Source organism: Vibrio sp. 10N.261.52.C11, assembly GCF_041471405.1.
Taxonomy (GTDB): domain Bacteria; phylum Pseudomonadota; class Gammaproteobacteria; order Enterobacterales; family Vibrionaceae; genus Vibrio; species Vibrio crassostreae_C.
Genome location: NZ_JBFROI010000005.1, coordinates 70,515 through 96,403, shown reverse-complemented (window position 1 = coordinate 96,403; position 25,889 = coordinate 70,515). Strand labels below are relative to the sequence as shown.

At 45.3% G+C, this 25,889-nt stretch carries 25 protein-coding genes; 7 read left to right on the top strand and 18 right to left on the bottom strand.

Going from position 1 to position 25,889, the window contains the following annotated elements; translation table 11 throughout:
* Positions 1-4 precede the first annotated feature (4 nt).
* From pyrB to aspA, 7 genes are all read right to left on the bottom strand, one after another.
* Positions 5-934, bottom strand: a complete 930-nt coding sequence (gene pyrB, locus AB4323_RS01285) for an aspartate carbamoyltransferase (RefSeq protein ID WP_017063665.1) — start codon at positions 932-934, stop codon at positions 5-7.
* Between the two features lie 468 nt (positions 935-1,402).
* Positions 1,403-2,413 carry an ornithine carbamoyltransferase gene (locus tag AB4323_RS01280; protein WP_017062722.1) on the bottom strand — a complete coding sequence of 337 codons (1,011 nt, stop codon included), beginning with the start codon at positions 2,411-2,413 and terminating at the stop codon, positions 1,403-1,405.
* Positions 2,414-2,554: 141 nt separating this feature from the next.
* Complete coding sequence (gene arcC, locus AB4323_RS01275) at positions 2,555-3,466, bottom strand: carbamate kinase (protein WP_017062723.1); 912 nt, start codon at positions 3,464-3,466, stop codon at positions 2,555-2,557.
* A gap of 73 nt (positions 3,467-3,539) precedes the next feature.
* Positions 3,540-4,763, bottom strand: coding sequence for an arginine deiminase (gene arcA / locus AB4323_RS01270; protein WP_017062724.1), 1,224 nt, complete (start codon positions 4,761-4,763; stop codon positions 3,540-3,542).
* Positions 4,764-5,568: 805 nt separating this feature from the next.
* Positions 5,569-7,017: a YfcC family protein gene (locus AB4323_RS01265; protein ID WP_017062726.1), complete on the bottom strand. Its 1,449-nt coding sequence runs from the start codon at positions 7,015-7,017 to the stop codon at positions 5,569-5,571.
* Positions 7,018-7,559: 542 nt separating this feature from the next.
* A complete protein-coding gene (locus AB4323_RS01260) occupies positions 7,560-8,867 on the bottom strand; it encodes an anaerobic C4-dicarboxylate transporter (RefSeq protein WP_004729714.1) in 1,308 nt (435 codons plus the stop codon).
* A gap of 181 nt (positions 8,868-9,048) precedes the next feature.
* A complete protein-coding gene (gene aspA, locus AB4323_RS01255) occupies positions 9,049-10,500 on the bottom strand; it encodes an aspartate ammonia-lyase (RefSeq protein WP_372151430.1) in 1,452 nt (483 codons plus the stop codon).
* A gap of 284 nt (positions 10,501-10,784) precedes the next feature.
* Here aspA and AB4323_RS01250 point away from each other — a divergent pair, with 284 nt between their 5' ends.
* Positions 10,785-11,309 (top strand): FxsA family protein, encoded by a 525-nt coding sequence (locus tag AB4323_RS01250; RefSeq protein ID WP_012604974.1) that lies wholly within the window; start codon positions 10,785-10,787, stop codon positions 11,307-11,309.
* 175 nt (positions 11,310-11,484) lie between these two features.
* Here AB4323_RS01250 and trmL read toward each other — a convergent pair whose 3' ends face one another.
* The 4 genes from trmL to AB4323_RS01230 all read right to left on the bottom strand — a co-directional run bounded on the left by trmL (position 11,485) and on the right by AB4323_RS01230 (position 14,810).
* A complete protein-coding gene (gene trmL, locus AB4323_RS01245; protein WP_009844716.1) occupies positions 11,485-11,964 on the bottom strand; it encodes a tRNA (uridine(34)/cytosine(34)/5-carboxymethylaminomethyluridine(34)-2'-O)-methyltransferase TrmL in 480 nt (159 codons plus the stop codon).
* Positions 11,965-12,047: 83 nt separating this feature from the next.
* Positions 12,048-12,665, bottom strand: a complete 618-nt coding sequence (locus AB4323_RS01240; RefSeq protein ID WP_102320305.1) for a superoxide dismutase — start codon at positions 12,663-12,665, stop codon at positions 12,048-12,050.
* Between the two features lie 76 nt (positions 12,666-12,741).
* Positions 12,742-14,121: an envelope stress sensor histidine kinase CpxA gene (gene cpxA, locus AB4323_RS01235; protein WP_372130147.1), complete on the bottom strand. Its 1,380-nt coding sequence runs from the start codon at positions 14,119-14,121 to the stop codon at positions 12,742-12,744.
* Positions 14,121-14,810: a response regulator gene (locus AB4323_RS01230; RefSeq protein WP_017061163.1), complete on the bottom strand. Its 690-nt coding sequence runs from the start codon at positions 14,808-14,810 to the stop codon at positions 14,121-14,123. Before AB4323_RS01230 ends, cpxA begins: the two co-directional genes overlap by 1 nt.
* A gap of 178 nt (positions 14,811-14,988) precedes the next feature.
* On the opposite strand from AB4323_RS01230, the gene AB4323_RS01225 reads away from it, so the two are divergent.
* The 3 genes from AB4323_RS01225 to pfkA all read left to right on the top strand — a co-directional run bounded on the left by AB4323_RS01225 (position 14,989) and on the right by pfkA (position 17,851).
* Entirely contained in the window at positions 14,989-15,498 is a 510-nt protein-coding gene (locus AB4323_RS01225; RefSeq protein ID WP_017063671.1) for a CpxP family protein, read from the top strand.
* 164 nt (positions 15,499-15,662) lie between these two features.
* Positions 15,663-16,571, top strand: coding sequence for a CDF family cation-efflux transporter FieF (gene fieF, locus AB4323_RS01220; protein ID WP_017066567.1), 909 nt, complete (start codon positions 15,663-15,665; stop codon positions 16,569-16,571).
* Between the two features lie 317 nt (positions 16,572-16,888).
* Positions 16,889-17,851: a 6-phosphofructokinase gene (gene pfkA, locus AB4323_RS01215; protein ID WP_017061160.1), complete on the top strand. Its 963-nt coding sequence runs from the start codon at positions 16,889-16,891 to the stop codon at positions 17,849-17,851.
* A 149-nt stretch (positions 17,852-18,000) separates the two neighbouring features.
* On the opposite strand, the gene tpiA is transcribed toward pfkA, so the two are convergent.
* Positions 18,001-18,771, bottom strand: a complete 771-nt coding sequence (tpiA, locus tag AB4323_RS01210; protein ID WP_017061158.1) for a triose-phosphate isomerase — start codon at positions 18,769-18,771, stop codon at positions 18,001-18,003.
* Positions 18,772-19,020: 249 nt separating this feature from the next.
* Here tpiA and AB4323_RS01205 point away from each other — a divergent pair, with 249 nt between their 5' ends.
* On the top strand, positions 19,021-19,368 hold the full coding sequence (locus AB4323_RS01205; protein ID WP_017061157.1) for a 5-carboxymethyl-2-hydroxymuconate Delta-isomerase: 348 nt from the start codon (positions 19,021-19,023) through the stop codon (positions 19,366-19,368).
* A gap of 45 nt (positions 19,369-19,413) precedes the next feature.
* The gene (locus tag AB4323_RS01200) at positions 19,414-19,842 is read left to right on the top strand and encodes a DUF805 domain-containing protein (RefSeq protein WP_017063673.1); all 429 of its coding nucleotides are present in this window, start codon (positions 19,414-19,416) and stop codon (positions 19,840-19,842) included.
* Between the two features lie 61 nt (positions 19,843-19,903).
* Here AB4323_RS01200 and AB4323_RS01195 read toward each other — a convergent pair whose 3' ends face one another.
* From AB4323_RS01195 to glpX, 3 genes are all read right to left on the bottom strand, one after another.
* Positions 19,904-20,251, bottom strand: a complete 348-nt coding sequence (locus AB4323_RS01195; protein WP_017061155.1) for a DUF3135 domain-containing protein — start codon at positions 20,249-20,251, stop codon at positions 19,904-19,906.
* 122 nt (positions 20,252-20,373) lie between these two features.
* Positions 20,374-20,994, bottom strand: a complete 621-nt coding sequence (locus AB4323_RS01190; protein ID WP_017063674.1) for a metalloregulator ArsR/SmtB family transcription factor — start codon at positions 20,992-20,994, stop codon at positions 20,374-20,376.
* A gap of 198 nt (positions 20,995-21,192) precedes the next feature.
* The gene (gene glpX, locus AB4323_RS01185; RefSeq protein WP_017061153.1) at positions 21,193-22,200 is read right to left on the bottom strand and encodes a class II fructose-bisphosphatase; all 1,008 of its coding nucleotides are present in this window, start codon (positions 22,198-22,200) and stop codon (positions 21,193-21,195) included.
* A gap of 324 nt (positions 22,201-22,524) precedes the next feature.
* On the opposite strand from glpX, the gene zapB reads away from it, so the two are divergent.
* A complete protein-coding gene (gene zapB / locus AB4323_RS01180; RefSeq protein ID WP_008219652.1) occupies positions 22,525-22,767 on the top strand; it encodes a cell division protein ZapB in 243 nt (80 codons plus the stop codon).
* 97 nt (positions 22,768-22,864) lie between these two features.
* Here zapB and rraA read toward each other — a convergent pair whose 3' ends face one another.
* The 3 genes from rraA to hslU form a co-directional block, all read right to left on the bottom strand.
* The gene (gene rraA, locus AB4323_RS01175; RefSeq protein ID WP_102333889.1) at positions 22,865-23,383 is read right to left on the bottom strand and encodes a ribonuclease E activity regulator RraA; all 519 of its coding nucleotides are present in this window, start codon (positions 23,381-23,383) and stop codon (positions 22,865-22,867) included.
* 73 nt (positions 23,384-23,456) lie between these two features.
* Positions 23,457-24,374, bottom strand: a complete 918-nt coding sequence (locus tag AB4323_RS01170; protein ID WP_372151429.1) for a 1,4-dihydroxy-2-naphthoate polyprenyltransferase — start codon at positions 24,372-24,374, stop codon at positions 23,457-23,459.
* Positions 24,375-24,529: 155 nt separating this feature from the next.
* A complete protein-coding gene (hslU, locus tag AB4323_RS01165) occupies positions 24,530-25,870 on the bottom strand; it encodes an HslU--HslV peptidase ATPase subunit (RefSeq protein ID WP_017061150.1) in 1,341 nt (446 codons plus the stop codon).
* Positions 25,871-25,889 lie beyond the last annotated feature (19 nt).

The following is a 25,889-nucleotide window of genomic DNA, read 5'->3' as shown; positions in this document are numbered from 1 at the left end:
CTGCTTATAAAGTGTCGTTAAGAACTAGGGCCAATAGGGCTTCGCGAGCGTATACACCGTTTTCAGCTTGTTCGAAGTAGTAAGCGTGTGGCGTTTTATCAACGTCGGTGGTGATTTCGTCGACGCGTGGCAGCGGGTGAAGTACCTTCATGTTTTGACGAGCGTCTTTCAATGTATCGGCGGTGAGGATGTAAGCCGATTTCATGTGTGCGTATTCCGACGCATCAAAGCGCTCTTTCTGCACGCGAGTCATGTACAGAACATCCAGTTCCGGCACGACTTCTTCAATGCTGCTGTGAGTGCTGTATTGGATGCCCATCTCTTCCAATTCTTCACAGATGTAATCTGGCATCTCTAAGACTTCTGGCGCGATAAAGAAGAAACGCACGTTATTGAATTTCGATAGTGCTTGCGTCAATGAGTGCACGGTACGGCCATATTTTAGGTCGCCGACGAACGCCACATTGAGGTTGTCGAGCGTGCCTTGCGTTTCATAAATTGAGAATAGGTCCAATAAGGTTTGCGTCGGGTGCTGGTTAGCACCGTCGCCGCCGTTTACTACCGGCACACCGTTAGAAAATTCAGACGCTAAACGTGCTGCCCCTTCTTGTGGGTGACGCATTACAAAGGCATCGACGTAGGATGAAATAACCTGCACTGAATCGGCAAGTGTTTCGCCTTTCTTCGCCAGTGAGGTGTTACCGCCATTATCAAAGCCAATGACCGTGCCACCAAGGCGCTGGACGGCGGTCTCAAATGAAAGGCGAGTTCGAGTTGAAGGCTCAAAGAAGCAGCTCGCAACGACTTTATTTTTCAGCAACTCTGGGTTTGGCTCTGCTTTGAGTCTTGCTGCAGTATCGACGATAAGCTCCAGTTCATCACGAGAGAGCTCTGGAATGGAGATGATGTGCTTGTTAAATAACGAATGCGCCATAACGGGTCTTCCTTTTTCTATGCATACAGTCAAATTGCGGACAAAAAAAAGCCCCCTAAAAATAGGAGGCTTTGAAACGATCAATAGAGCAAAATAAAAATGACACCACCGCCACTCTTTGGCGTGTAGTTTGACAATTATGTGCGACAGAATTGCGGTTCATTTTTTGCTCTCTTTAGACAAATTGCGGAGGATTATACTCAGATAAAAATGCCATGCAATACTTTCCGTAAAGTATTCATTTAATGGATTTTTATGCGAAATTACGTCCGTTTCTAGTTTCCATTTAAGCCTTTGTTGGAACTGAGAATCTCAGGCTTTTTCAGGTAATAATCTTTTCTAGTACATGAAAAAAAATGCGGGTTTTATCCAAGGTCAAAATCCCAAGAACGCCACCCGCATTTCCCTGTTATTGCACTTAGCTTGTCAATTTATTGCGAACAAGTGCGTGCTTAACTTCTTAACTTCTTAACTGCCTAGTGTCGCAACCATTACTGCTTTGATGGTGTGCATGCGGTTTTCTGCTTCATCGAACACGATTGAGTATTCAGACTCGACCACTTCGTCCGTCACTTCTACGCCATCTTTAAGCTGCGGATATTCAGCAGCAAGTTGTTTGCCGACGGTTGTATCTTCGCCGTGGAAAGCCGGTAGGCAGTGCATGAATTTCACATGTGGGTTGCCTGTTGCTTTGAGCATTTCCATGTTCACTTGGTAAGGCATCATTAGGTTAATACGCTCAGCCCATGCTTCTTTTGCTTCGCCCATTGATACCCAAACGTCGGTGTATAGGAAGTCACAACCTTGCACGCCTTCTTGAACATCTTCTGTTAGCGTGATTTTGCCGCCAGTGTGTTCTGCGATTTCACGACATTGAGCCAGTAGCTCTTCTTGTGGCCAGAATTGTTTTGGAGCAACAAGGCGAATGTCCATACCCATTTTCGCAGCGCCAACCATTAGAGAGTTACCCATGTTGTTGCGAGCATCACCTAGGTAAGCAAAGCTGATTTCATGCAGTTGTTTACCACGGCCGTATTCCGTCATGGTTAGGAAGTCAGCAAGAATTTGTGTAGGGTGGAATTCGTCAGTCAGACCATTCCATACTGGAACTCCAGCGTAAGCGCCGAGCTCTTCAACGATTTCTTGACCGAAGCCGCGGTATTCAATGCCATCGTACATACGGCCAAGAACGCGAGCGGTATCTTTCATTGATTCTTTGTGGCCAATTTGAGAGCCAGATGGGCCTAAGTAAGACACGCGAGCGCCTTGGTCGAATGCCGCTACTTCGAATGCACAGCGAGTACGAGTTGAGGTTTTCTCAAAGATAAGCGCAATGTTTTTGCCAGTTAGTGTTGGCTGTTCGTAACCGTTGTACTTCGCTTTTTTTAGCTCCATAGAAAGATCTAACAAGTGTTGAATTTCGCGTGGAGTGAAATCTAGTAGTTTTAGGAAGTTACGATTGCGTAGGTTAAAAGCCATGATGTATTCCTTCTTAGATTTAGGCGCTTTCTTGTTACAGGGAAAGAAAATTCAAGAAAGCGCGATTCAATTTTTGTGTATTAATTTCAGTTCAAACGGTGATTCAGTTTTCTCGCAAGGTTTGAAAAGCTCGCGAGTAGATTAATCTTTGGTGATGTTGGTGCCTGCCAAGCCTTGCAGGATTTGCAAACCATCTTCGAGTGCACCAATACCGACGACTTTGCCGCCTTGCTGAATGAATTCGCACGATGCTTCAATTTTTGGTCCCATAGAGCCTGCATCAAATTCGAATTTCGCCAGTTCACTTGGTGTGGTGCTGCGCAGTGCGTGTTGAGTCGGTTTGCCCCAATCAAGGTAAACAGCGTCCGCGTCGGTCAAAATAAGCAGTGCATCCGCATCCAGTTGTTTCGCTAAGAAAGCCGCTGACATGTCTTTGTCGATAACCGCTTCAACACCCACTAATTTGCCGTTCTCTTTTTTCACTGGGATGCCACCGCCGCCAGTACAAATCACTAGGTGGCCTGCATCGATAAGTTGGGTGATCGCTTCGTGCTCAACAATGCCAGTAGGGCGTGGGCTTGGCACAACGCGACGGAAGTGTTGGCCGTCTGGTTTGACGATCCAGTGGAATTTCTCCGCCAATTCACGCGCTTCCGCTTCTTCGTAGATCGGGCCAATCGGCTTCGTTGGATCGGCGAATGCAGGATCGTTTGGATCAACGGTCATTTGCGTCAACATGCACGAGATGTTGCGGTTAGGTAGATAGTTCTTGAACTCTTGCATCAGCATGTAGCCGATCATGCCTTGAGTCTCACTGCCCAATACATCTAGCGGATACGGGTTTACTTTTTTGTATTCCAAACCTTGCAGAGCCAGTAAACCAACTTGTGGGCCATTACCATGTACTAGAACCACGTTGTACACTTTCGCGATTTCAGAGATGGTTTTAACCGCTGTTTCAATATTACGGCGTTGAACATCGGCTTCTAACGGCTCACCGCGACGAAGTAAGGCATTACCGCCGAGTGCAACAACAACAGTTTGCTTAGTCATAATTGTGTTCTCTCATTTTGGCCAAGCTGAGATTATTTAAGATCATTCAACTTGGCCGTTTTCGTCTTAGTGATTAGATACCATCACGCTCAATTGGGCAGCTCATGCAGCGTGCGCCACCGCGACCGCGGCCAAGTTCATCTCCAGGGATAGGAAGAACTGTGATGCCTGCTTTATCGTATTTTTCATTGGTGTAGGTGTTGCCTTCGTAGCCAATCACAACGCCAGGTTTAACCGTTAGAACGTTGTTTGCATCGTTCCACTGCTCACGTTCTGCATGGAAGTTGTCACCACCGGTCGTGATTAGGTTTAGCTTGTCTACGCCAAGTGCTTTTTCGATAGCTGTTACGAAGTAGCCTTCTTCTTTCACTTTCACTGCGCCAGACTCATCACCAGTTAGGTTCCAGCACTGTACGTCTTTACTCACCACTTCAGGGTAAACAGAGAACGTATCTTCGTTCATGTGCGTCATAACGGTGTCTAAGTGCATGCAAGAGCGGTGTTTTGGTAGCTGCATTGCGATAACTTGTTTCGCTTGACCGTGTTTGAATAGGCTAGATGCTAAGTGCTCAACACCTTGTGCTGTTGTACGCTCAGACATACCGATAAGAACCGTACCGCGACCGATTACAAGAACGTCACCGCCTTCAATGGTTGAGTTGTCGTAGCTGATGTTTTCTTCATCGCCGAAGTACTTAATGAAGTCTTGGCCAGCAAATGTTGGGTGCCAGCGGTAAATAGCGCGAACGTGGTTGGTTTCACGTTGACGAGCAGGTTTCGCCATCGGGTTGATGGATACGCCACCGTATACCCAGCAAGATGTGTCACGAGTAAATAGGTGGTTTGGTAGCGGTTCGATAATGAAGTCGGTTGGTGCGTGCATGCCTTGCATCATTGAAGATGATTTCATTGGCATCTCAGCGTAAGACAGACCACCCGTTAGGATTTTTGCTAGTTCTAGGTTTGGTAAGTCGCCCAAGTAGCAGCGCACATCGTTAGCAAAGGTTTTGCCTAAGCGGTAATCAGAAACTTGATGATTCAAAAGCCAATCTTTCGCTTCTGGCACTGCTAGCGTGTCTGCTAGTAGGTCTGTAAGAAGAAGAACTTCAACACCTTGATCACGCAGCGTTTGAGTAAATGCGTCATGCTCTTTACCAGCACGTTCAACAGCCAGTACGTCATCAAATAGTAAATCGTGACAGTTAGAGGGTGTTAGGTGAGTCAGTGCGCGTCTTGGACGGTGAACTAGAACGCGGCGTAATTGACCTATTTCAGAACCTACATAGAACTTACTCATGATCGTCTCTCTCTTATATATTTGAATTACTTTTATCGCTAAGAGTAATTATTTATTTTCAGTTGAGAAGAATGAATTATTTATTCATATCTCTTGTCTGGAATTAATATTACGCCTGCTAGTCAGGTATTCTTAGAGATCTATCACAAATCGTTTTTTATCCCGCAGCCCTTTAAAATTAAGGGTTTTAACAAACTTTATGCACTTTCAGTTATGAATAATACATTCTAAATAGTTAGCAGTTAGGGAACTTTATGCACGCTTTTTTGACGAAACTTACTAGAATCTAATTTACGAGGGATTATATGCAGAATAGTTTTATTGATAAGAGTGTACTTAGCTTGGAAGTATGCAGTGTTTTTATTTAGATATTTAATTTTGGATGTGGAATTAATTGTTTATTAACAAAGTAAATGCGAATAAAGCTGTTGCGATCACATTTTAAAATCGGCTGTTTAAGTGTGTTTTTTGATAGAAAAGGGCATTAATCCTCGTCTGTTTATTAGGCTATTAATTACTTTAAATATAATTAACGCTAATAAGTGACTAACTATTTGTTTAAACATCATGGTTGAAAATAGAGTGTTATTTCATCAAGAAAATTAGATGTTTAAAAGTAGGATTGATTCTTCTATTGCGAGTGCTTTGAGTTTAGTTGAGCTTGGCTACGAACAGAAGAACCTTGAATATCGCGTGTATGGCTTTGAGGAGCTGTTTCAGTGGCAGAGGGTTACATTGAGAGGGAACAATAAAAAAGCCGCTGTGAGAAGCGGCTTTGGATGAGAAAGGAGTGAAGTGCTGTTAGTTAGATCAGCGCACCAATACTCAGTACAACAATGCAGAACACCATCAATATACCGACTAGTGGCATCACCCATTTAACCCAGCGCACGTAAGGGACACGAGCAATCGCCAAACCACCCATCACCACCGCGGAGGTTGGGGTGATTAGGTTCACCAAGCCAGATGCAGATTGGTACGCAGTGATAACCAAGTCACGACCTACGCCAGCAAAGTCGGCCAGTGGTGCCATGATTGGCATGGTCAGTACCGCTAAGCCAGAGGTCGATGGCACTAAGAACGACAGTAGAATCTCTAAGAAGAACATCACGTTAATGAAGATAACCGAAGAAAGCCCCGTTACCATCTGTTCTGCTGAGAAGAGAATGGTATCGGTGATCATACCGCGGTCCATCACCACTACGATACCACGTGCAATACCTATGATGAGCGCTACACCAAGTAGGTCGCGGGCACCATCAATGAAGCTGGTGGTAAACTCTTCTTCGCTCATGCGAGCCACAATACCAACGATGATGGTTGCTGCTAAGAACATCGCTGAGATCTCAGCCATCCACCATCCAGCAACGGATACACCATAAATCATTACAGCGAACGAGCCACCAAAAATGGTCAGAATCAGTTTGCGAGTCGCGGTGAATTCAAGTTTTTCGCCGCTCGCATTACCTAAGAAGTGCGCTTTGTTCTCTTCGTATTTGTCGTAGACAATTGATGTTGTTGGATCGGCTTGAACCATTCTTGCGTAACGCATTACGTAGGCAACACAAATACCCCAACCAATAATCAACATCGCAATGCGCAACACGATACCGTCTGTAAATGGAATACCAGAGGCGTTGGCAGCGATCACGGTTGCGAATGGGTTAATCGTTGAACCCAGCACCCCAATACCTGCACCAAGCAGTACGGTCGCAGCGGCAACAAGAGGGTCAAAGCGAGCTGCCATCATTACCGGCACTAGCAATGTATAGAAGGGCAGTGATTCTTCCGCCATGCCGTAGACGGTACCACCTGCGGCAAATAGCGCCATCAGTATTGGTATCATCAACTCTTCTCGCCCTTCTAAGCGGGCGGTGACGCGCTCGATACCGGCATCAATGGCACCCGTTTTGGTTACTAGCCCTAAGAAGCCACCAATGATTAAGATGAACAGCGAAACGTCGATAGCCGCCGCTTCATAGCTATTGTGGTCATAGAAGCCGTCAATAGGCGCGAGCAGTACATCAATCACGCCTTGAGGGTTACCTTCTACCGCTTGATAGGTTCCGGTTACGGGTACTTCTCGGCCTAGCTCTTCATTCATTGCACGGTCGTATTGGCCTGCTGGAACAATCCAGGTAAGCAGTGCGACGAACGCAATCAGAATAAATAGAATGGTGTAGGCAGAAGGGAATTTAAAGTTGGCAAAGAAGCCGCCCTTTTTTTTCTCGCTTGGTATCGTTTGAGTTGTCATGGCTATCTCCTTACATCATCTTAAATAGAATTGACGTGAATTAGCGACTAATGTTTATAGATTGTAAATACAGTGATATTTATAAAGCATTCAACGATATAAAATTCTTGCCCTTATAGAGCGAACATCTATATGACGTTGCCGACTTTAAATATAAGTATCTTTATATTTATATATCCAAATGAATTAAGATTTAATTTAACTGCGGTTATTTTATTCCTTACGTCGCCATTTAAGTTTGGTATTGTTCACAAAAATAGTGACCAATGAATAGGATGAAAAACGTTAGAAAAAGAGCAAGGTTTTTTGGTTAGTTAGCTTGGATTAATATTCGATGTGAATTAGATAGAAACAAGGGGTGGTTGCGTTGGCAGGCATTGTTAATTAATGGCGTGAATATTATTGGAATTTTATTCAAACTTTATTTTTGTTCGGGTTTTTAGGTTTATAATGTTTATTTGATACGTATCAAATAAACACATTGTGCAGAAAAGAAAAAAGGAAGCCGAAGCTTCCTTTTAGGTTTGGTTTTTCAGCGAGTGTTAGATAAACAGACCGCCGAATGCGAAGCCGAGTGCTACCGCTGTACTGATTGTTGCAACACCAGGAATGAAGAATGGGTGGTTAAATACGTACTTACCAATACGAGTTGAACCTGTGTCATCCATCTCAACCGCTGCCAGTAGCGTAGGGTAAGTTGGAAGTACGAACAGTGCACTTACCGCAGCAAAAGAAGCCACGGCTGTTAGTGGTGCTACGCCAATCGCTAGAGCTGCAGGCATCAGTGCAACCGTTGTCGCGCCTTGAGAGTAAAGCAGCATAGAAGCGAAGAACAGAACAAGAGCCAGCATCCAAGGGTAGTCAGCAAGTAGAGCACCAGCAACGTCTTTGATTTCAGCAACGTGTGCATTCACAAACGTTGAACCTAACCAAGCCACACCCAGTACACAAACACATGCTGTCATACCAGAGCGGAATGTTGGAGCCGAAGAAATCTTCGCTGCATCAATCTTAGTGAACATCACGATTGCCGCTGCTGCTGCCAGCATCACAGACATGATCGCTTCGTTACGGCCCAGTGCTGGGTTTTCAATTAGGCCAACAGAGCTAGAGATAGCGGCTGCGTAGCAAACAACAAAACCAATCGCTGCAAGGAAGATGTAAGTCGCCTTCTTCGCTGTTGGTAGAATTTCGCGTTTCTCTTCTGTTGCTAGCTTGATTAGACCTTTCTCTAGACGTTCTTGGTAAATAGGATCGTCTTTCAGTTCGCTGCCCATGTAGTTCGCGACAACCGCACCAACCATACAAGCGATGAAGGTTGTTGGAATACAAACCATCAATAGCGTTAGGTAATCGACACCAAAGGGTGCCAGCATCGCTGCGAAAGCCACAACTGCTGCCGAAATAGGCGAAGCTGTGATCGCAATTTGAGAGGCTACAACTGCGATAGACAGTGGACGAGAAGGACGAACACCTTGGCCTTTTGCTACTTCTGCAATAACAGGCAACGTAGAGAATGCTGTGTGACCAGTACCCGCCATTAGTGTCATTACAAAGGTCACAATCGGCGCGTAAAAGGTGATACGTTCAGGGTGTTTACGCAAAAAGTTTTCTGCAATTTGTACCAACCAGTCCATACCGCCAGCAACCTGCATTGCTGCAATTGCGGTGATAACCGACATGATGATCAAAATTACATCGACCGGGATAAAAGATTGGCTTGTTGGAACACCAAGAATTAATGAAAGGGCAATAACACCAGCACCACCGGCAAAACCAATACCGATACCGCCAATTCTGGCCCCCAAAAAGATAAAGAGCAGGACGACAAATAGTTCTACTGCAATCATAAGTAACACCTCATTTTAGATTTTATTATGTGAACATTCGCCACTGGAATGTTCACATAATAGTTCTATGGTTTAGGTTTAATTAAGCAAAAACGCAACTAACGGAAATCCACAAGATCAGCAGGGTTAACCGTATTGGAGCCTAAAAAAGGGCTCCGTTTGGAGCCCTTTCTCGCTACCGTTATTCGTAGCGTTTAGCTTTATACTGAGGATGCATTAGATTTTCAACAGAGAAAATGTCATCAAGTTCTTCTTCGGTCAATAAACCGCGTTCTAGAACTACATCACGAACACTCTTACCTGTTTCTGCACAGATCTTACCAACAATGTCACCTTCGTGGTGGCCAATGTATGGGTTTAGGTAAGTGACGATACCGATAGAGTTAAATACGTGCGCTTCACATACTTCTTTGTTTACCGTAATGCCGTCTACACACTTGTCGCGCAGGTTCACACAAGCGTTTGTCAGAATGTCTAGAGACTCAAACATGCTTTGTGCAATAACAGGTTCCATTACGTTCAGTTGAAGTTGACCACCTTCCGCAGCGAAAGAAACCGTGTTGTCGTTACCTAGAACTTTGAAGCAAACTTGGTTTACTACTTCAGGTACAACTGGGTTTACTTTAGCAGGCATGATTGAAGAACCTGCTTGCAGTTCAGGTAGGTTTAGCTCGTTCAAACCAGTACGTGGACCTGAAGAAAGTAGACGCAAGTCGTTACAGATCTTAGATAGCTTAACTGCTAGACGCTTAAGTGCGCCGTGCGTCATTACGTATGCGCCACAGTCAGACGTTGCTTCGATTAAATCTTCAGCCGCTACACACTCTAGGCCTGTTACTTCTGCTAGGTGTTTCACTGCTAGGCCTTGGTAACCCGGTGCTGCGTTCAGACCTGTACCGATAGCCGTTGCGCCTAGGTTTACTTCAAGCAGTAGTTTTGAAGTGTATTCTAGGTTTTTGATTTCTTCATTGATGGTTACTGCCCAAGCGTGGAACTCTTGGCCAACCGTCATTGGAACTGCATCTTGAAGTTGAGTACGACCCATCTTCAAAATGTTGTTGAATTCTTGGCTCTTAAGCTCGAATGCACCTTTTAGGTATTCAATCGCATCGATCAGTTTTAGTACGCTGTTGTAAACAGAGATACGGAAGCCAGTTGGGTAAGCACAGTTAGTTGATTGGCTGCGGTTTACATGGTCGTTCGGGTTGATGAACTCATATTGGCCTTTTTCTTTGCCCATAAGCTCAAGTGCCACGTTCGCAACCACTTCATTCGCGTTCATGTTTACAGAAGTACCAGCACCACCTTGGAAAACGTCCGATGGGAACTGATCCATACACTTACCAGTGTCTAGAATGAGGTCACAAGCTTGGATGATGTATTTAGCCACTTCGCTAGGAATTACACCTAACTCTTTGTTTGCTAAAGCCGCTGCTTTCTTAGTCATCACCATACCGCGAACGAATTCAGGTACATCTGAGATCGTTACATTTGAGATGTTGAAGTTTTCAACTGCGCGTAGAGTGTGGATGCCGTAGTAAGCATCAGCCGGAACATGACGTTGACCTAATAGATCTTCTTCGAGACGAGTAGCTTGAGGAGCTTCAACTTGAGCTTCTGATTGAGTAGCCATAACAGGATCCTTAGAGAATTATTCTGATTATATAGTTAGTTATTAGCCTATTCTGTGTGCAAATACTCCGTTCGCTAGAATATTGGGCTGATAAATCCGTCCTGACTTATGTGGCACATGATACTGTACTTAGCGCATAAAAATATTAAGTGGATCACCTTTTTCGGTTTTGTTTCGTCAATATTTTGCAAAGTTATTCTTGGTCAATAAACACGCTTATTTACAGGATAAATTTGAGATTGTTAGGGCTTTCAGCGTAAACTGCAAGTAACAAAGGAGGGCGTGTGTTTCCTATCTTATTATTACTATTTATCTTCGTACCCATCATTGAGATTGGGCTATTTATTCAAGTTGGTGGCTTCTTAGGATTGTGGCCAACTATTGCGTTGGTTTTGATCACTGCATTTGTGGGTGCATCGCTGGTTCGTAGCCAAGGCATTCAGACACTTATGTCTGTGCAAGGTCGTTTGCAACAAGGCGAAATGCCAGCACAACAGATTCTTGAAGGCGTGATGCTTGCAGTTGCCGGTGTATTGCTGCTGACTCCGGGTTTTATGACGGACGCACTCGGTATGTTGGTATTATTGCCAGCACCAAGAGCGATGATTGCCAAGAAAATGATGGAAAAAATGGTGGTGACCAACATGTCTGGTGGTTTCCATGCCGGTGGACAAGCTGGTTTTGGCCAGAGCCCATTTGGACAAGACCCATTCAATCGCGATCCATCTGACCAATCAAAAGACGGCAACACCTTTGAAGGTGAGTTTGAGAAGAAAGACGACGACAACGATCGTAACCGCTTAAACTAATTAATTTTTTCTCTCTTTATATAGAGGGAAAACAGAAAAGGCTCTTACCTTTATCCTTCGCAAGAAAGTGATAATGGTAAGAGCCTTTTTTATTGTCTGTCGCTAGCTGTTACTTACTGTTTACTATCGATAACAGATAACAGATAACAGATAAAAGATAAGCTTGAGTGTTCGGTTATACCGCGCCTTCAAAGCCCATTTGTCGCCATGCTTCAAAAGCAATGATTGCCACTGCGTTAGACAGGTTGAGGCTGCGTGCGTCTGGCATCATTGGAATACGAATACGTTGCTCCATTGGCATGCTTTCAATGAACTCAGCAGGCAGGCCGCGAGTCTCAGGGCCAAACATCAGCACATCGCCTTGTTGGAATTTCGCATCAACGTGGTGGCCTGTCGTTTTTGTGGTGCAAGCAAAGATGCGGAAATCACCCTCACGTTCATTCTCTAGATACTCAAGGAAAGCTTCTAGGTTCTTGTGACGCTTAACTCGCGCAAGGTCGTGGTAATCCAATCCAGCACGACGAACCTTCTTCTCTTCAAAATCAAAGCCAAGCGGTTCAATCAGGTGCAGGTTTGCGCCGCAGTTAGCACATAGGCGGATGATGTTACCCGTATTGGGTGCAATTTCTGGTTCGTATAGAGCGATATCAAACATGTTGGTTCACAAGAGTAATCAAAGATAGCCCGAGTATACGGTGGCAAGCTGAGTGAGTACAGTTCGCCACCGTGACCATTCGCTTACGCTTGGTTCGTTAGTGCTTGCGCGTAGTTTTCAGATACGGCATTCCAATTCACCACGTTCCACCATGCATTGATGTAATCAGGACGACGGTTTTGGTAGCTGATGTAGTAGGCGTGTTCCCAAACATCGAGCGCGAGAATCGGTTCGCCATCACTCGCCACGGTATCCATCCACGGATTATCTTGGTTCGAGGTTGAGATGATCTTCAGTTGCCCTTGCTCTACCACTAGCCAAGCAAAGCCGGAGCCAAAGGTATTGATCGCCGCTTGGGCGAACTGATCTTGGAATGTCTCGAAATCACCGAAGGTACTCTTGATAGCCTCACCAAGCTCGCCCGTAGGTTCACCACCACCGTCTTGCGACATGCAATTCCAATACAAGATGTGATTGTAGTAGCCACCACCATTGTTACGCACGTCAGGGCTGTGCTGAGATATGTTGGCAAAGATCTCGGTCAGAGATTGCTGTTCTAGCTCGCTGCCAGACACCGCCGCAACAAACTTATCGTAGTAGGTTCTATGGTGCTTGCTGTAATGCACTTCCATTGTCTTAGCGTCAATGTAAGGCTCTAGGGCATCGTAAGCGTAGGGTAAAGCAGGGAAAGTGTGCGACATGGTAAATCCTCCTTAATTAGAGGATTTACCATAATGATAATGACAATCATTATCAACTGCGATCTTTGTGGGGGTATTACACCGGTAAGATAGGCAGGGTGATTTCGAGTTGTAATCCACCGAGCTGGCTGCGGGTCGCCGTGATGGTTCCGCTGTGTTGGCGAATCGCACTTTCAGTAATGGTTAATCCAAGACCTGTGCCGCCGGTATTACGATCACGGGCAGTGGAAACGCGATAGAAAGGTCTGAAGATAGAATCCAGCTCATCCTCTGGTACACCATCGCCATTATCGTTCACACAAATCGTCAGCTGATCTTGAACCACATGGAATTGCACATCCACTTGGTCTTTACCGTAGTAGATGGCATTGCGTGTAATGTTGTCTAGCGCACTCATCAGCAGTTTAGGGTTCCCCGAAATAGAGCGTTCTGGGATCTCCGAGAACGTCAGTTGTTTGCCCATCTGTTCGGCTTCAAACTCTGCGTCTTTTAAGATCTCTTCCCATAGGCTCGAGATAGGCTGAACCTCACGAGTAATATGGCTGTCGACCTGCATACGAGATAGCGTCAGCAGCTCACTGATCATCTGTTCCAAACGCTGTGCTTCGGTATCAATGCGTTCTAACTCTTGGCTCTCGCCTTGTTTACGAATCGCCAGTGCATTGGCCATGCGAAGACGTGTCAGTGGCGAGCGGAGCTCGTGTGAGATATCAGAGAGCAGGCGTTGTTGCCCCGAAATCATCTGGTTTACCGCTTCTACCATCTGGTTAAAGCTTTCACCAGCTTGTCTGAACTCTGAAGTACCTTTTTCGAGTGTTGGATCGACCTCGAATTGACCTTTCGCCACGCGTTGTGCCGCGCGTTCTAGCCTGCGAGCGGGTTGACTCAGTGCCCAAGCTAACCAAAGTAATAGCGGGGTACTCGCCAACATCACGGCAAGCAATAGCTGCAGAGGTCTATCAAACAGGCGCAGTAAGAATGGCGGTGGTTGGTTCCACTTCACTCCGGCATACATCAGCAACTCTTCACCAGCGAGAGTAATTGGCACTGGCCCTGCGACCATGTAGTGTCCGTAGAGTTTTTGCTTCGGTATCTCAGGGTTATCAATCGAGGTAACAAAGTTACGAATCGCCTTTAGCTTATAGTCTGAATGCCTTTTCGAGGTAAGGACTGCGCCCTCAAGATCGGTCAGGTAGATGCGAGCTCTAGAATCCTTGCGGCTGCGTGGCGCCTCCAGTTGGAAGACAATCTTGCCCAGATTAGGTTCTTTGGCGTAGCGTTTCTCTGTGATTTTAGCGATACGCTCGAGTTTATCGAGGTGATCTGCGGGCACATCTCGCGCGACTCGAGGGTCTAAATGGGGAAGTGACAGCACCGACAAAAGCACCAGTAACATGGTGAACCAAAAGATAGCAAAGATACGTCCATATAAGCTGGTGATTTTAGGTATACGCATTAATCTTCCTCTACCAATAAGTAGCCACGGCCTCGTAAGGTTTTGATACGTGATTTGCCGTCAGTGCGCTCAGGAATCTTCTTACGTAGATTAGAGATGTGCATGTCTATCGCGCGGTCAAACGCTGCGAGCCTTTTACCCAGCACATCCAAACTCAATGCTTCTTTGGTGATCACTTGCCCTGGGTTTTGGATAAGGTGACTCAGTAGGGCGAACTCGGTTGTGGTGAGGTCGATGAGCTCCCCATTGCAGTAGGCTTCTTGTTTGCCAGGGAAGACTTCGATGTCTTGATATTGAACTCTATCACTGGCCGCCTTAGGTGCGGTGTTGGTTTGAGTACGACGCAAGATAGCTCGAATACGCGCTAACAACTCTCGGTCACTGAAAGGTTTAGGCAGGTAATCATCCGCGCCAAGTTCAAGACCAATCACTCGGTCGATCTCTTCGCCTTTTGCGGTCAGCATCAGCACTGGTGTTTCCCAATTTTCTCTCAGTTTCTTTAGTGTTTCCATGCCATTAAGACGCGGCATCATCACATCCAAAAGAATCAGGTCAATCTCATCATTGATAGCTTCCAGCCCTGCATAGCCATCATTGGCTTCGGAAACAGTGAAGCCCTCAAAGCTCAGAATGTCTTTGAGTAAGCTGGTTAACTCGGTGTCGTCATCAATAAGAAGAATGTTCGCCATTGGGAAGCCTTAATCATTTAGTTAGGTTAATAATACTGCTAATTATTCGTCAACTTTCACTCTTTACGATTCTTTACGCTTTCTAAACGTCACTTTACGAGGGAAAGACTAATCTATATTCAAGCGCTGAGAAACAGACGCAACACATGACTTATTATACCGAATTGAGGCAACAATTATGAAAATGACTAAGAAACTTGTACTAGCAGCTGCGGCACTTCCACTTATTTTTGGTACAGCAAGCGCGTATGCTTACGGTGGTGGTGATAAAGGTGACCACAAAGGTATGCACGACAAGTGTGGCGGTTTCGATAAAAAAGTAATGCGCCAACTAGACCTAACCGACGCTCAAAAAGAACAGTTAAAAGAGATGCGTGAAGCAGACCGTGCTGAGATGAAAGCAAAGCGCGGTGCAAACAAAACGGCAAAAATGGCGCAAATGAAAGCGCATCACGAAAAGGTTCAAGCATTGGTACTTGCTGACAACTTTGACGAAGCAGCAGCAAACGACCTAGCAAGCCAAATGGTTGAGAAGCAAACTGAGCGTCGCGTAGCAATGCTTAAGAAGCAACACCAAATGATGAGCGTACTAACGGCTGAGCAAAAGACTCAACTGAAAGAAATCCAACAAGAGCGCATGACTAAGTGTGCTGACAAAATGGGAAAACGCATGAACAAAGACAAGTAATTCATTGCTTGAAAAATCAGCGTTGAATGAAAGTGTTTAGAAAGAAGCGGCCGAGTGTCGCTTTTTTTGATCCTTAAAAATGAATGTTTTACATCATGGCTGTCATATTCAATTGGTGGTTTGCAGGTTATACTTTGTGCTATCAGTCACTTTATAGCCAAGTCATGAAACAAGAATACGCACGTTTAGTTACGCTCGCCGCTTGGGCAGCCACCACCATCGCCACTATTTTATTGATAGTGAAAGTCGCAGCTTGGTGGGTGACAGGTTCCGTGAGTCTGTTGGCTTCCGTCGTGGATTCAATGCTGGATATCGCGGCCTCTGTCGTTAACCTTATCGTGGTTCGTTACTCTCTGCAGCCTGCCGACAAAGAGCACACCTTTGGTCATGGTAAGGCTGAATCTCTCGCTGCATTAGCGCAGGCAATGTTTATTTCAGGCTCTGCATGTTTCCTTATTCTCAATGGTATTGAGCGCTTCTTCCGACCTCATGAACTGAACTCTCCAGAAATTGGTATCTACGTCAGCCTGTTCGCGATAGTGATGACCTTTGGTCTGGTTCGCTTCCAAAAACATGTCGTAAACAAAACGGGTAGCCAAGCTATTGCAGCCGATTCATTGCACTATCAATCAGACCTTTATATGAACGCCGCGATTATGCTGGCACTGGCATTGAGTTGGTTTGGGCTTGGCCAAGCGGACTCTGTATTTGCGGTGGGTATAGGTATCTACATTCTGTACAGCGCTTATCAAATGGCGATGGAAGCGGTTCAGTCTCTGCTTGATCATAAGCTGCCAGATGATGAGCTGAAACAGATTAAAGAGACATCATTGAGCGTGGAAGGCGTGTTGGGTGTGCATCAATTACGAACGCGTCGCTCGGGGCCAATACGCTTCATCCAACTGCATCTAGAATTGGAAGATAATATCCCACTTATTGAAGCGCATCGCATTTCTGACGAAGTAGAGGCTAAGCTTATCTCCGTGTTCCCTGATGCTGATGTATTAATTCACCAAGACCCGTATTCGGTCGTATTTGGACCAGAGAAGCAGCAGAAATTCCACTCGTGGTAATGCGTGCTAAAAATCAGCGGGCAAATGGTAAGTGAGTGGCTTTTGAACTAAAGTGAGTAAAAATTATTAACTGTTAGGTGATTCAAAAACCACCTTAGTAACAATTAATGTTGATTCTGATGTGAATCAACAAAGTTATTGAGTAAAACTGTAATACTCTTACAGAAGTAGAAATGTTACATAATTTTACGCGATTTGAGTGCTATTCCTGTTGAGGAAATGTAACATAACGCACAAATATAGATTTAAAATCTTGTTGATATACAATCAGCAAGAACAAGAATTGAATAATAGATTCCCAAAAATCGAGGGTGAGCATGATTAAGAAGATCGGTGTTTTGACCAGTGGTGGTGACGCTCCAGGTATGAACGCAGCAGTTCGCGGCGTTGTTCGTACTGCGTTATCAGTTGGCATTGAAGTTTACGGTATTTACGATGGCTACCAAGGCCTTGTTGAAGACCGTATCGAAAAGCTTGACCGTTCAAGCGTATCTGACGTGATCAACCGTGGTGGTACTTTCTTAGGTTCTGCACGTTTCCCTGAATTTAAAGACGTTGCTGTTCGTGAGAAAGGCATTGAGAACCTTAAGAAGCACGGTATCGAAGCACTTGTTGTTATCGGTGGTGACGGTTCTTACATGGGTGCTAAGAAGCTGACTGAAATGGGTTACCCATGTATCGGTCTTCCAGGCACAATCGATAACGATATCGCGGGTACTGACTACACAATCGGTTACCTAACAGCGCTTAACACTGTTATTGATTCAATTGACCGTCTACGTGACACGTCTTCTTCTCACCAACGTATTTCTATTGTTGAAATCATGGGCCGTCACTGTGGTGACCTTACGCTTATGTCAGCAATCGCGGGTGGTTGTGAGTACATCATTACTCCAGAGACTGGCCTAGATAAAGAACAGCTTATCAGCAACATCCAAGATGGTATTGCGAAAGGTAAGAAGCACGCAATCATCGCTCTAACTGAGCTAATGATGGATGCTAACGAACTGGCTAAAGAGATCGAATCTTCAACAGGTCGTGAAACTCGTGCAACGGTTCTTGGTCACATCCAACGTGGTGGTCGTCCTACTGCATTTGACCGTGTATTGGCTTCTCGTATGGGTAACTACGCTGTTCACCTTCTTCAAGAAGGTCACGGTGGTCGTTGTGTTGGTATCGAGAAAGAAGAACTTGTTCACCACGACATCATCGATTGTATCGAGAACATGCAGAACCCAGACCGTTCTGAGCTGTTCCGCGTTGCAGAAGAGTTGTTCTAAGCCACGCTTAGCGTTCTCTTAAAGAATTTAAAAACCGCTGATTATTCAGCGGTTTTTTTGTGCCTGCCGTTTGGGTTTCAGAAACGACAGGTAATAAAAAAGGCCAACCTAAGTTGACCTTTCATCTAATCTAAACGGTGAGGTTTAAATTAAGCTTTTGCTTCAGCTGCTGCTTTAGCGATAGCTGCGAAGCTTTTCGCGTCTAGAGCTGCGCCGCCAACTAGAGCACCGTCGATGTCTGGTTGTGCGAAGTAAGCTGCTGCGTTTTCTGGCTTAACAGAACCGCCGTATTGGATAACAACTTTCTTAGCAACTTCTTCAGATTTCTCTGCGATGTGTGCACGGATTTGAGCGTGGATGCGTTGTGCATCTTCAGCTGTAGCTGCTTTACCAGTACCGATAGCCCAGATTGGTTCGTAAGCGATGATAGCGCCTTCAAGAGCTTCAACACCTTGAGTGTTGATAACAGCGTCAAGTTGACGAGCACATACTGCAACAGTTTCGCCTGCTTCGTTTTGTGCTTCAGATTCACCGATACAAAGAACTGGAGTTAGGCCGTTCTCTTTTAGGAATGCGAATTTCTTAGCTACGAACTCATCTGATTCGTTGTGGTATTCACGACGCTCAGAGTGACCGATGATGATGTGAGATGCGCCGAACTCTTTAAGCATTGCTGGAGACATGTCGCCAGTGAATGCACCGCTGTTGTTTAGGTCAGAGTTTTGAGCACCTAGGATGATCGCGCTGCCCGCTTCAGTAAGCGTACGCTCTGCTAGATCAACGAAAAGTGCTGGTGGAGCAACTGCTACGTCTACGCCTGTTACGCCTTCAAGTTCAGCGTTAAGACCGTTTAGTAGATCAACAACCATTTCTTTGCTGCCGTTTAGTTTCCAGTTACCCATAACTACAGGATGACGCATAGGAATATCTCCAAAGTATTTAAATAAATCGAATGTAAAAAAGTAAACTTTATTACGAAATAATATAACAGATTAATATCAACAGATCATGACTGTGGTCATGACTTTCTTGGATCTTACTCAATGGTCAGAGTAGATTTTGAGCATATATCAGTGATCCGGCAGACAGAATAATAGCTAACTTCTCGGATTTTTCATCGTTAGTTGTTATTAAGGGACAAACGATTGCGTTAACAACAGGAAGTAACAATGCCGAATCTAGTTCTAGAGTACTCCAATTCAGTGGATGAGCGAGTAAATATCCAAGGCTTACTGGAAGATCTCCACCAAGTCGCTCTCACATGTGGCTTGTTTGATGTGCCATCAGTGAAATCTCGTTCACTGCGTTGCCATAATTGGTTGGTCGGTGATGAGGAAGATAGTGTAGACTTTATTCATATCAGCTTTGAGTTACTTTCGGGACGAACGGAAGAGCAAAAGCGAGAATTGTCACGATCGTTAATGCAGATCCTGCAAGAACAAGCGAGTCATGTAAGAAGCTTAACGGTGAATATTCGTGATATGGATAAAAGTTGCTTTCAAAAAGTAATAAACTAACCATTGCTGCTGACTTTTAGCGGCGTATAAATTTGAGTATTTAAGATGTCGATGAAAGAATTACTGCTCTCTTTCAAGGGGAGAATTGGTCGTAAGACTTACTGGATTTGGAATGTTTTCTACTACATAGCGATTACCGGTTTTGCTTCAGGTATCTCTGTGTTGTTCCCTGCTTACTCTTATATCCTGCTACCAATCATCCTATTGATGCTTGTGATCCCAGACCTTGCGGTAACCGCTAAGCGCTGGCACGACCGCAATAAGTCTAATTACTGGCTACTATTGAATGTGCCATTAGTATTGGGTCGTTTAGCTTCGCCAATGGTTGCAACGACGACAGAGCCGGTATCGCCAATTCATATGGCGGCAACCGTCGCGGCATTAGTGTGTGGTTTCTGGATTCTGATTGAGTGTGGTTTGTTGAAAGGTACAGAAGGCCGTAATGACTACGGCGAAGACCCATGTAAATATTGAACAGCGAACCAATAAGAAGGGGGCATTACGCTCCCTTTTTCTTTTTAGTGCTTTGCTAATTTCAGTACATTTTAGGTTCGGTATTCGGCTTAAAAGGCACGACATTTTCAGGCAGAGATTCTTCAAAGCCGCAGCGCCCTTCGAGTGCATCTTGGAACTTACAGACCTGACAGCGCAGCTCTTGCATGAGTACGACATTGGCGTGGTGTGGGTTTTTACAACGGCTAACCACTAAGTCGATGTGACTTTGCTGCGCACGAAGTCGGTCTTGCATCACGTCTGAAGCCGAACAAATCATCTGTTCGCACATCTCGTGTTTGAATTGATTGAATGCTTTCGGGTCGCTTTTCGCGAGTTGGACAAGTTCATCAAAGGGTGGCAGTTTTTGAGCGGGTTGTGGATGCGCCATCATTCCTTCCTTAGCATTAAGCGTGTTTCATATGCTCTAAGCTTAAGAAAGAAATCTGTACAAATTTTAATCTATTTGTATTTTCTCAATATTGAGACGGTATTAGCCGATTACCTTTGCAATCAAAGGGCGGGTGTTAAGGTGTAAGTGCAGCGTCGTTCGCCAGCAATGATGTGCTCTGTACGGCTCACGTGACACTCATCTTTTAGTAACTCAGTAAACACGTTGAGCTCAGATTGGCACAGGCTAGGGCAGCGAGTTGCAGCCTTACAGATAGGGCAGTGGTTCTCAATCAAGATGTAGTGATCATCATGCTCTTGAAGCTCAGCCATGTAGCCTTCGTCTTCACGAAGCTGGGTGAGTTTTTTAAGCTTGCTGATGAGTGAATCACAGCCAGACAGCGCAGTTTGATACTGCTTAAGAGTGTGTTGTTCACGCTCGGCAGCAACCTTAGCCAGCCCTTCTTTACCAAATAGATTCTCGACAGCATCAATCACTTGAATGGTGAGTTCACCATGTCGGTCTGAAAATTGGTTATGACCTTGTTGAGTCAGGGACCAGTGGCGAGTCGGGCGACCCACTTTCACTTTCACATCATGAAACGCAAGAATACCGTCATCTTCCAGGCTTTGCAGATGTTGCCTTGCCCCCATTGTCGTCATGCCAAATTCTTCTGACAGTTGTTTCGCGGTTACCGCGCCTTGACGCTTAATGGTCTGTAAGATTCTGTCGCTTGTTTTCATACTATCCCTACCTAATGAACCTTACTATTATGAGGCAAGGTGTTTATAAAGCAAACCATTTACTATATTGATGATAATTTACTCTATAGATAGCGTTTTACTCTATTGGCTGCCATGGTCAGATTCTGGTGCGCTAATAAAACAAAAGGCTGATACTAGGTATCAGCCTTGGAATATTCTGTTTCACCGAATTTAGGCTTACAGGATATGACCTACTACTTCTGGATCTTTACGCTCTAGGTAGTGGATAGATTTGATGCGGCGAATTGTACGGCAGCGGCCACGGATAAGCAGGGTTTCTGTGGTTGCGATATTACCTTGACGAGAAATACCTTCTAGCAAGTCACCCTTAGTGATGCCTGTTGCTGAGAATACAACGTTGTCGCTGCGTGCCATGTCTTCCATCTTCAATACGATACCCGCCGTTACGCCCATTTCTGCGCAGCGCTCAAGTTCAAGTTCACCGTGCTTGCGGTTCTCTTCTGTGTCGCCTTTCACTTCGTGGCGAGGTAGAAGACGACCGTGCATGTCGCCGTCGAGTGCGCGAATTACCGCCGCCGAGACCACACCTTCAGGTGCGCCGCCGATGCAGTACATGACGTCTACTTCACTGTCTGGCATACAGGTTAAGATAGAAGCCGCAACATCACCGTCTGGCACAGCAAATACACGAACGCCCATTGCTTGCATGTCGGCGATGACTTGATCATGACGAGGCTTAGCAAGCGTGGTTACGACTAGAGTATCAAGTGTTTTACCTAGTGCTTTAGCGATGTTTTCTAGGTTTTCTGTTAGTGGCAGTTCTAGGTCAATCACGCCTTTAGCGCCAGGGCCAACAACCAACTTTTCCATGTACATATCAGGCGCTTTAAGGAAGCTGCCTTTTTCGCCCGCAGCCAATACAGCCAATGCATTTGATTGGCCCATTGCTGTCATGCGTGTCCCTTCAATTGGGTCAACTGCGATGTCGACAGCGTCGCCGCCCACACCTACGTTTTCGCCGATGTATAGCATAGGTGCATCATCGATTTCACCTTCGCCGATAACAATCTCACCGCTAATTTCGGTTTTGTTTAATAGGCTACGCATTACTTCTACAGCAGCGCCATCTGCAGCGTTTTTATCGCCACGGCCAAGCCACTTGTAACCAGCTAGTGCTGCACCTTCTGTGACACGAGAGAATGACATTGCTAAATCGCGTTTCATGCGGACTCCAAAATTTTCAAAGGGGGAATAGAAATTTCGCGGCGAATTTTACCATATCCAAAAGGAAACGTTTGCCTTTTTGTTTTTTGGAGATTGCTCTCGATCAATTCGCAGTGGAAAACAGTTATTATTCATCAAAATAATCGGTTTGCCGTTGTGGCGGTAATCGTTCACGTCAATATTCGGTAAAAAGCGCTGTTTTTTTCATCGAATGGCGCAAAATATCGAATATATTGAGTGTTTATCCTTGCTCTGCTGAGTAGAATGGGGAAATAAGTGGAGTGAACCTTCACCATCAAACGGATAACTTAAAGGTAGGCCAGAATGTCTTTTGAAGTACTAGAGCAGCTAGAAGCAAAAATTCAAACAGCAGTAGATACAATTGCACTTCTTCAAATGGAAGTGGAAGAGCTTAAAGAAGAGAAACAAGCACTAGCAACAGAAGCTGGTGAGCTTAAAGCAAGCCGTCACGAGCTAGAGCAAAAAACTCAGCAAATGCAGGAAGAGCATTCAGCATGGCAAGATCGCATCCGTAACCTTCTTGGTAAAATGGATGAAGTAGAGTAATCGACTCTTCAGATTTAAAAAAACGCCCGCTACTCAGTAGCGGGCGTTTTTGTTTGTGTTCTTATGATTTGTTTTATTATTTGAAGCTGAGTGAGAGTTACTCGACGTCTTCTTCCTCGACATCCAAATTGAGTTCTACATCTAGAGGTTCGGCAGAAAGAATGATGCCAGTGTTGTCTGCGTAGAGGTAATCTTCAGGTAAGAAGGTCACGCTGCCAAAGTTCACTGGAACGTCTAATTCACCGACACCTTCTTGGCTCGCACCAACAGGGATAGAAGCCAAGGCTTGGATACCTAGGTTCATGTCTTCAAGCTCATCGACTTCACGAACGCACCCGTAAACCACAATCCCTTCCCACTCATTGTCTTCGGCAAGTAGGGCTATCTCAGCATCGATCAGCGCTTTACGTAGTGAGCCGCCCCCATCGATTAACAACACACGCCCCAGACCGTCTTGCTCTAGTACAGAGCGAATCAAAGCGTTGTCTTCAAAACACTTTAATGTCGTGATCTGTCCTGCGAAGGATGCACGTCCACCGAAGTTGCTGAACATTGGCTCCACGACATCAACTTGATCCAAATATATGTCGCACAGTGCTGAAGTGTTGTATTCCATTAGTATACCTTTTGAACAATGAGCTTACTTTGAGTATATCGGCGCTTGATCCCTTTGCAATGATTAGTCTCATTTAACTCAATAGAGTTTGAGCTACGACAACCCCTGCAAACAATAGGTTAGTGACCAGTGAGCATTTCACAATCACGTGCATCATTGGTGCAATTTGCGCTGGCTTTTCGGTTTCCCAAACGGCTTTGCCATGCTTGTAAACAATAATAATGCTCAGCAAAAACGGCAGGCTGATCCAGACCGGTTTTTCTTGAATAAGCAGGTAGATAGCGAAAGACGCAAGGGCGAGGCCAAGCAGAGCAAAATGATAGTGTTTGGCTTTGCGTTGTCCTAGGCGAACCGCCATGGTGCGCTTACCACATTCGCTGTCGTTTTCGATATCACGCATGTTGTTGATATTGAGTACCGCAACCGCCATCAAGCCACAGCCCAATGCCGGAAGGAATAGGCTTGGTTCAACATGGCCAGTGTGCAAGAAGTAAGTCCCTGAAACACCTAATAAACCGAAGAAGATAAATACCGATAAGTCGCCAAGGCCAATATAGCCATAAGGCTTATTACCGACGGTATAAGCGATGGCAGCAACAATGGCTAATATGCCTAACGCAATGAAAGATAAGATACTTTCAATCGAGGTTAAGGCATGAAAAATAAGAATCAGCCCAGCGACCATAGTAAACACGATGTTGAGGATGATCGCTTGCTTCATGGTTTTCGCTGTTACCGCGCCAGATTGCATGGCACGTGTTGGCCCCAGACGATTTTCGTTGTCTGTGCCTTTTACGGCGTCGCCATAGTCATTGGCTAGGTTCGATAAAATCTGTAATAGGGTGGCGGTTAAAAATGCCAGTAGGGCTATCGATAAAGAAAACTGACCACCGGCGAACGCTAAACTACTTCCTGTAAGAATAGAGACAAGTGCGAGAGGCAGAGTTTTTGGTCGTGCGGCATCAAGCCAGATCAGTAGAGATTGTTTCATCGTAGGTCTAATTCTTTGTAAGTCTTCGTTTCATACTGTGATTTGAGTATACGCCCATTTTTCGGGTAATAAAAAGCCCACTCGAAAGTGGGCCTTGAATTCGCTTATTAGCTGCTATTTCTTTGAGATAGAGCAATAAGTTAGAGTTTGGTGTGCTACAGGATGAAGCGGCTTAGGTCTTCGTCTTCAACGAATTCGCCAAGTTTCGATGTTACGTAAGCTTCATCAATCACTAGCTTGCTGCCAGCTTTGTCTGTTGCTTCGAATGAAATCTCATCCATTAGACGCTCCATCACTGTGTGTAGACGACGCGCACCGATGTTCTCAGTGGTTTCGTTTACGCGCCATGCTGCGTCCGCAATCTGGTTGATGCCATCTTCAGTGAACTCAATGTTGACATCTTCTGTTTTCATTAGGGCAATGTATTGCTCTGTTAGAGATGCTTTTGGCTCAGTTAGGATGCGTTTGAAGTCATGTGCTGATAGTGCTTCAAGTTCTACGCGGATTGGTAGACGACCTTGTAGCTCAGGGATCAGGTCAGATGGCTTAGCCACTTGGAATGCGCCTGATGTGATAAACAAGATGTGGTCAGTTTTAACCATACCGTGCTTGGTTGATACTGTGCTGCCTTCGATAAGAGGCAGTAGGTCACGCTGAACACCTTCGCGAGATACATCTGGGCCTGAACTGTCGCCACGCTTACAGATTTTGTCGATCTCATCGATGAATACGATGCCGTTGTTTTCAGCGTTGAAGATCGCGTTCTCTTTCAGCTCTTCTTGGTTCACAAGCTTCGCAGCTTCTTCTTCCGTCAGTGCTTTGAATGCGTCTTTGATTTTCATCTTACGCTTTTTCTTGGTGTCGCCCGCTAGGTTTTGGAACATGCCTTGCAGCTGGTTTGTCATCTCTTCCATGCCTGGAGGTGACATGATTTCAACGCCCATTTGCGGTGCGGCTACATCAACTTCAATCTCTTTGTCATCTAGCTTACCTTCACGCAGTTTCTTGCGGAAAATCTGACGAGTGTTTGAAGAGGTTGTGTCTTCAGTTGATTGCTCGTTCTGACCCCAAGCATCACGCGCTGGTGGTAGAAGGGCATCAAGAATGCGTTCTTCAGCTTGTTCTTCAGCGCGGTATTGTACTTTTTCCATCGCTTGTTGGTGCGTCATCTTGATCGCAACGTCCGTTAGATCACGGATGATGGTTTCAACTTCTTTACCAACGTAACCCACTTCGGTGAACTTAGTCGCTTCTACCTTGATGAAAGGCGCGTTTGCTAATTTCGCTAGGCGGCGAGCGATTTCAGTTTTACCTACACCCGTTGGGCCAATCATCAGGATGTTTTTTGGCGATACTTCAACACGTAGGCTTTCTTCAAGCTGCATACGCCGCCAGCGGTTACGAAGAGCGATAGCCACTGAGCGCTTAGCGTTGTCTTGGCCGATAATGTGGCGATTGAGTTCGTGAACAATTTCGCGAGGAGTCATCTCAGACATGGTTTTTCCTTAATTCTTT

What these genes read in the sequence shown, in the direction of transcription:
- AB4323_RS01260 (WP_004729714.1), bottom strand. Translation starts at nt 8,867, where the DNA reads ATGATTGCAGTAGAACTATTTGTCGTCCTGCTCTTTATCTTTTTGGGG.
- AB4323_RS01225 (WP_017063671.1), top strand. Translation starts at nt 14,989, where the DNA reads ATGAAAATGACTAAGAAACTTGTACTAGCAGCTGCGGCACTTCCACTT.
- glpX (WP_017061153.1), bottom strand. Translation starts at nt 22,200, where the DNA reads ATGAAACGCGATTTAGCAATGTCATTCTCTCGTGTCACAGAAGGTGCA.
- fieF (WP_017066567.1), top strand. Translation starts at nt 15,663, where the DNA reads ATGAAACAAGAATACGCACGTTTAGTTACGCTCGCCGCTTGGGCAGCC.
- hslU (WP_017061150.1), bottom strand. Translation starts at nt 25,870, where the DNA reads ATGTCTGAGATGACTCCTCGCGAAATTGTTCACGAACTCAATCGCCAC.
- arcA (WP_017062724.1), bottom strand. Translation starts at nt 4,763, where the DNA reads ATGAGTAAGTTCTATGTAGGTTCTGAAATAGGTCAATTACGCCGCGTT.
- aspA (WP_372151430.1), bottom strand. Translation starts at nt 10,500, where the DNA reads ATGGCTACTCAATCAGAAGCTCAAGTTGAAGCTCCTCAAGCTACTCGT.
- AB4323_RS01280 (WP_017062722.1), bottom strand. Translation starts at nt 2,413, where the DNA reads ATGGCTTTTAACCTACGCAATCGTAACTTCCTAAAACTACTAGATTTC.
- arcC (WP_017062723.1), bottom strand. Translation starts at nt 3,466, where the DNA reads ATGACTAAGCAAACTGTTGTTGTTGCACTCGGCGGTAATGCCTTACTT.
- AB4323_RS01265 (WP_017062726.1), bottom strand. Translation starts at nt 7,017, where the DNA reads ATGACAACTCAAACGATACCAAGCGAGAAAAAAAAGGGCGGCTTCTTT.
- cpxA (WP_372130147.1), bottom strand. Translation starts at nt 14,121, where the DNA reads ATGCGTATACCTAAAATCACCAGCTTATATGGACGTATCTTTGCTATC.
- AB4323_RS01195 (WP_017061155.1), bottom strand. Translation starts at nt 20,251, where the DNA reads ATGGCGCATCCACAACCCGCTCAAAAACTGCCACCCTTTGATGAACTT.
- AB4323_RS01190 (WP_017063674.1), bottom strand. Translation starts at nt 20,994, where the DNA reads ATGAAAACAAGCGACAGAATCTTACAGACCATTAAGCGTCAAGGCGCG.
- AB4323_RS01170 (WP_372151429.1), bottom strand. Translation starts at nt 24,374, where the DNA reads ATGAAACAATCTCTACTGATCTGGCTTGATGCCGCACGACCAAAAACT.
- tpiA (WP_017061158.1), bottom strand. Translation starts at nt 18,771, where the DNA reads ATGCGTCATCCTGTAGTTATGGGTAACTGGAAACTAAACGGCAGCAAA.
- AB4323_RS01230 (WP_017061163.1), bottom strand. Translation starts at nt 14,810, where the DNA reads ATGGCGAACATTCTTCTTATTGATGACGACACCGAGTTAACCAGCTTA.
- pfkA (WP_017061160.1), top strand. Translation starts at nt 16,889, where the DNA reads ATGATTAAGAAGATCGGTGTTTTGACCAGTGGTGGTGACGCTCCAGGT.
- AB4323_RS01240 (WP_102320305.1), bottom strand. Translation starts at nt 12,665, where the DNA reads ATGTCGCACACTTTCCCTGCTTTACCCTACGCTTACGATGCCCTAGAG.
- AB4323_RS01205 (WP_017061157.1), top strand. Translation starts at nt 19,021, where the DNA reads ATGCCGAATCTAGTTCTAGAGTACTCCAATTCAGTGGATGAGCGAGTA.
- zapB (WP_008219652.1), top strand. Translation starts at nt 22,525, where the DNA reads ATGTCTTTTGAAGTACTAGAGCAGCTAGAAGCAAAAATTCAAACAGCA.
- pyrB (WP_017063665.1), bottom strand. Translation starts at nt 934, where the DNA reads ATGGCGCATTCGTTATTTAACAAGCACATCATCTCCATTCCAGAGCTC.
- trmL (WP_009844716.1), bottom strand. Translation starts at nt 11,964, where the DNA reads ATGTTTGATATCGCTCTATACGAACCAGAAATTGCACCCAATACGGGT.
- AB4323_RS01200 (WP_017063673.1), top strand. Translation starts at nt 19,414, where the DNA reads ATGTCGATGAAAGAATTACTGCTCTCTTTCAAGGGGAGAATTGGTCGT.
- rraA (WP_102333889.1), bottom strand. Translation starts at nt 23,383, where the DNA reads ATGGAATACAACACTTCAGCACTGTGCGACATATATTTGGATCAAGTT.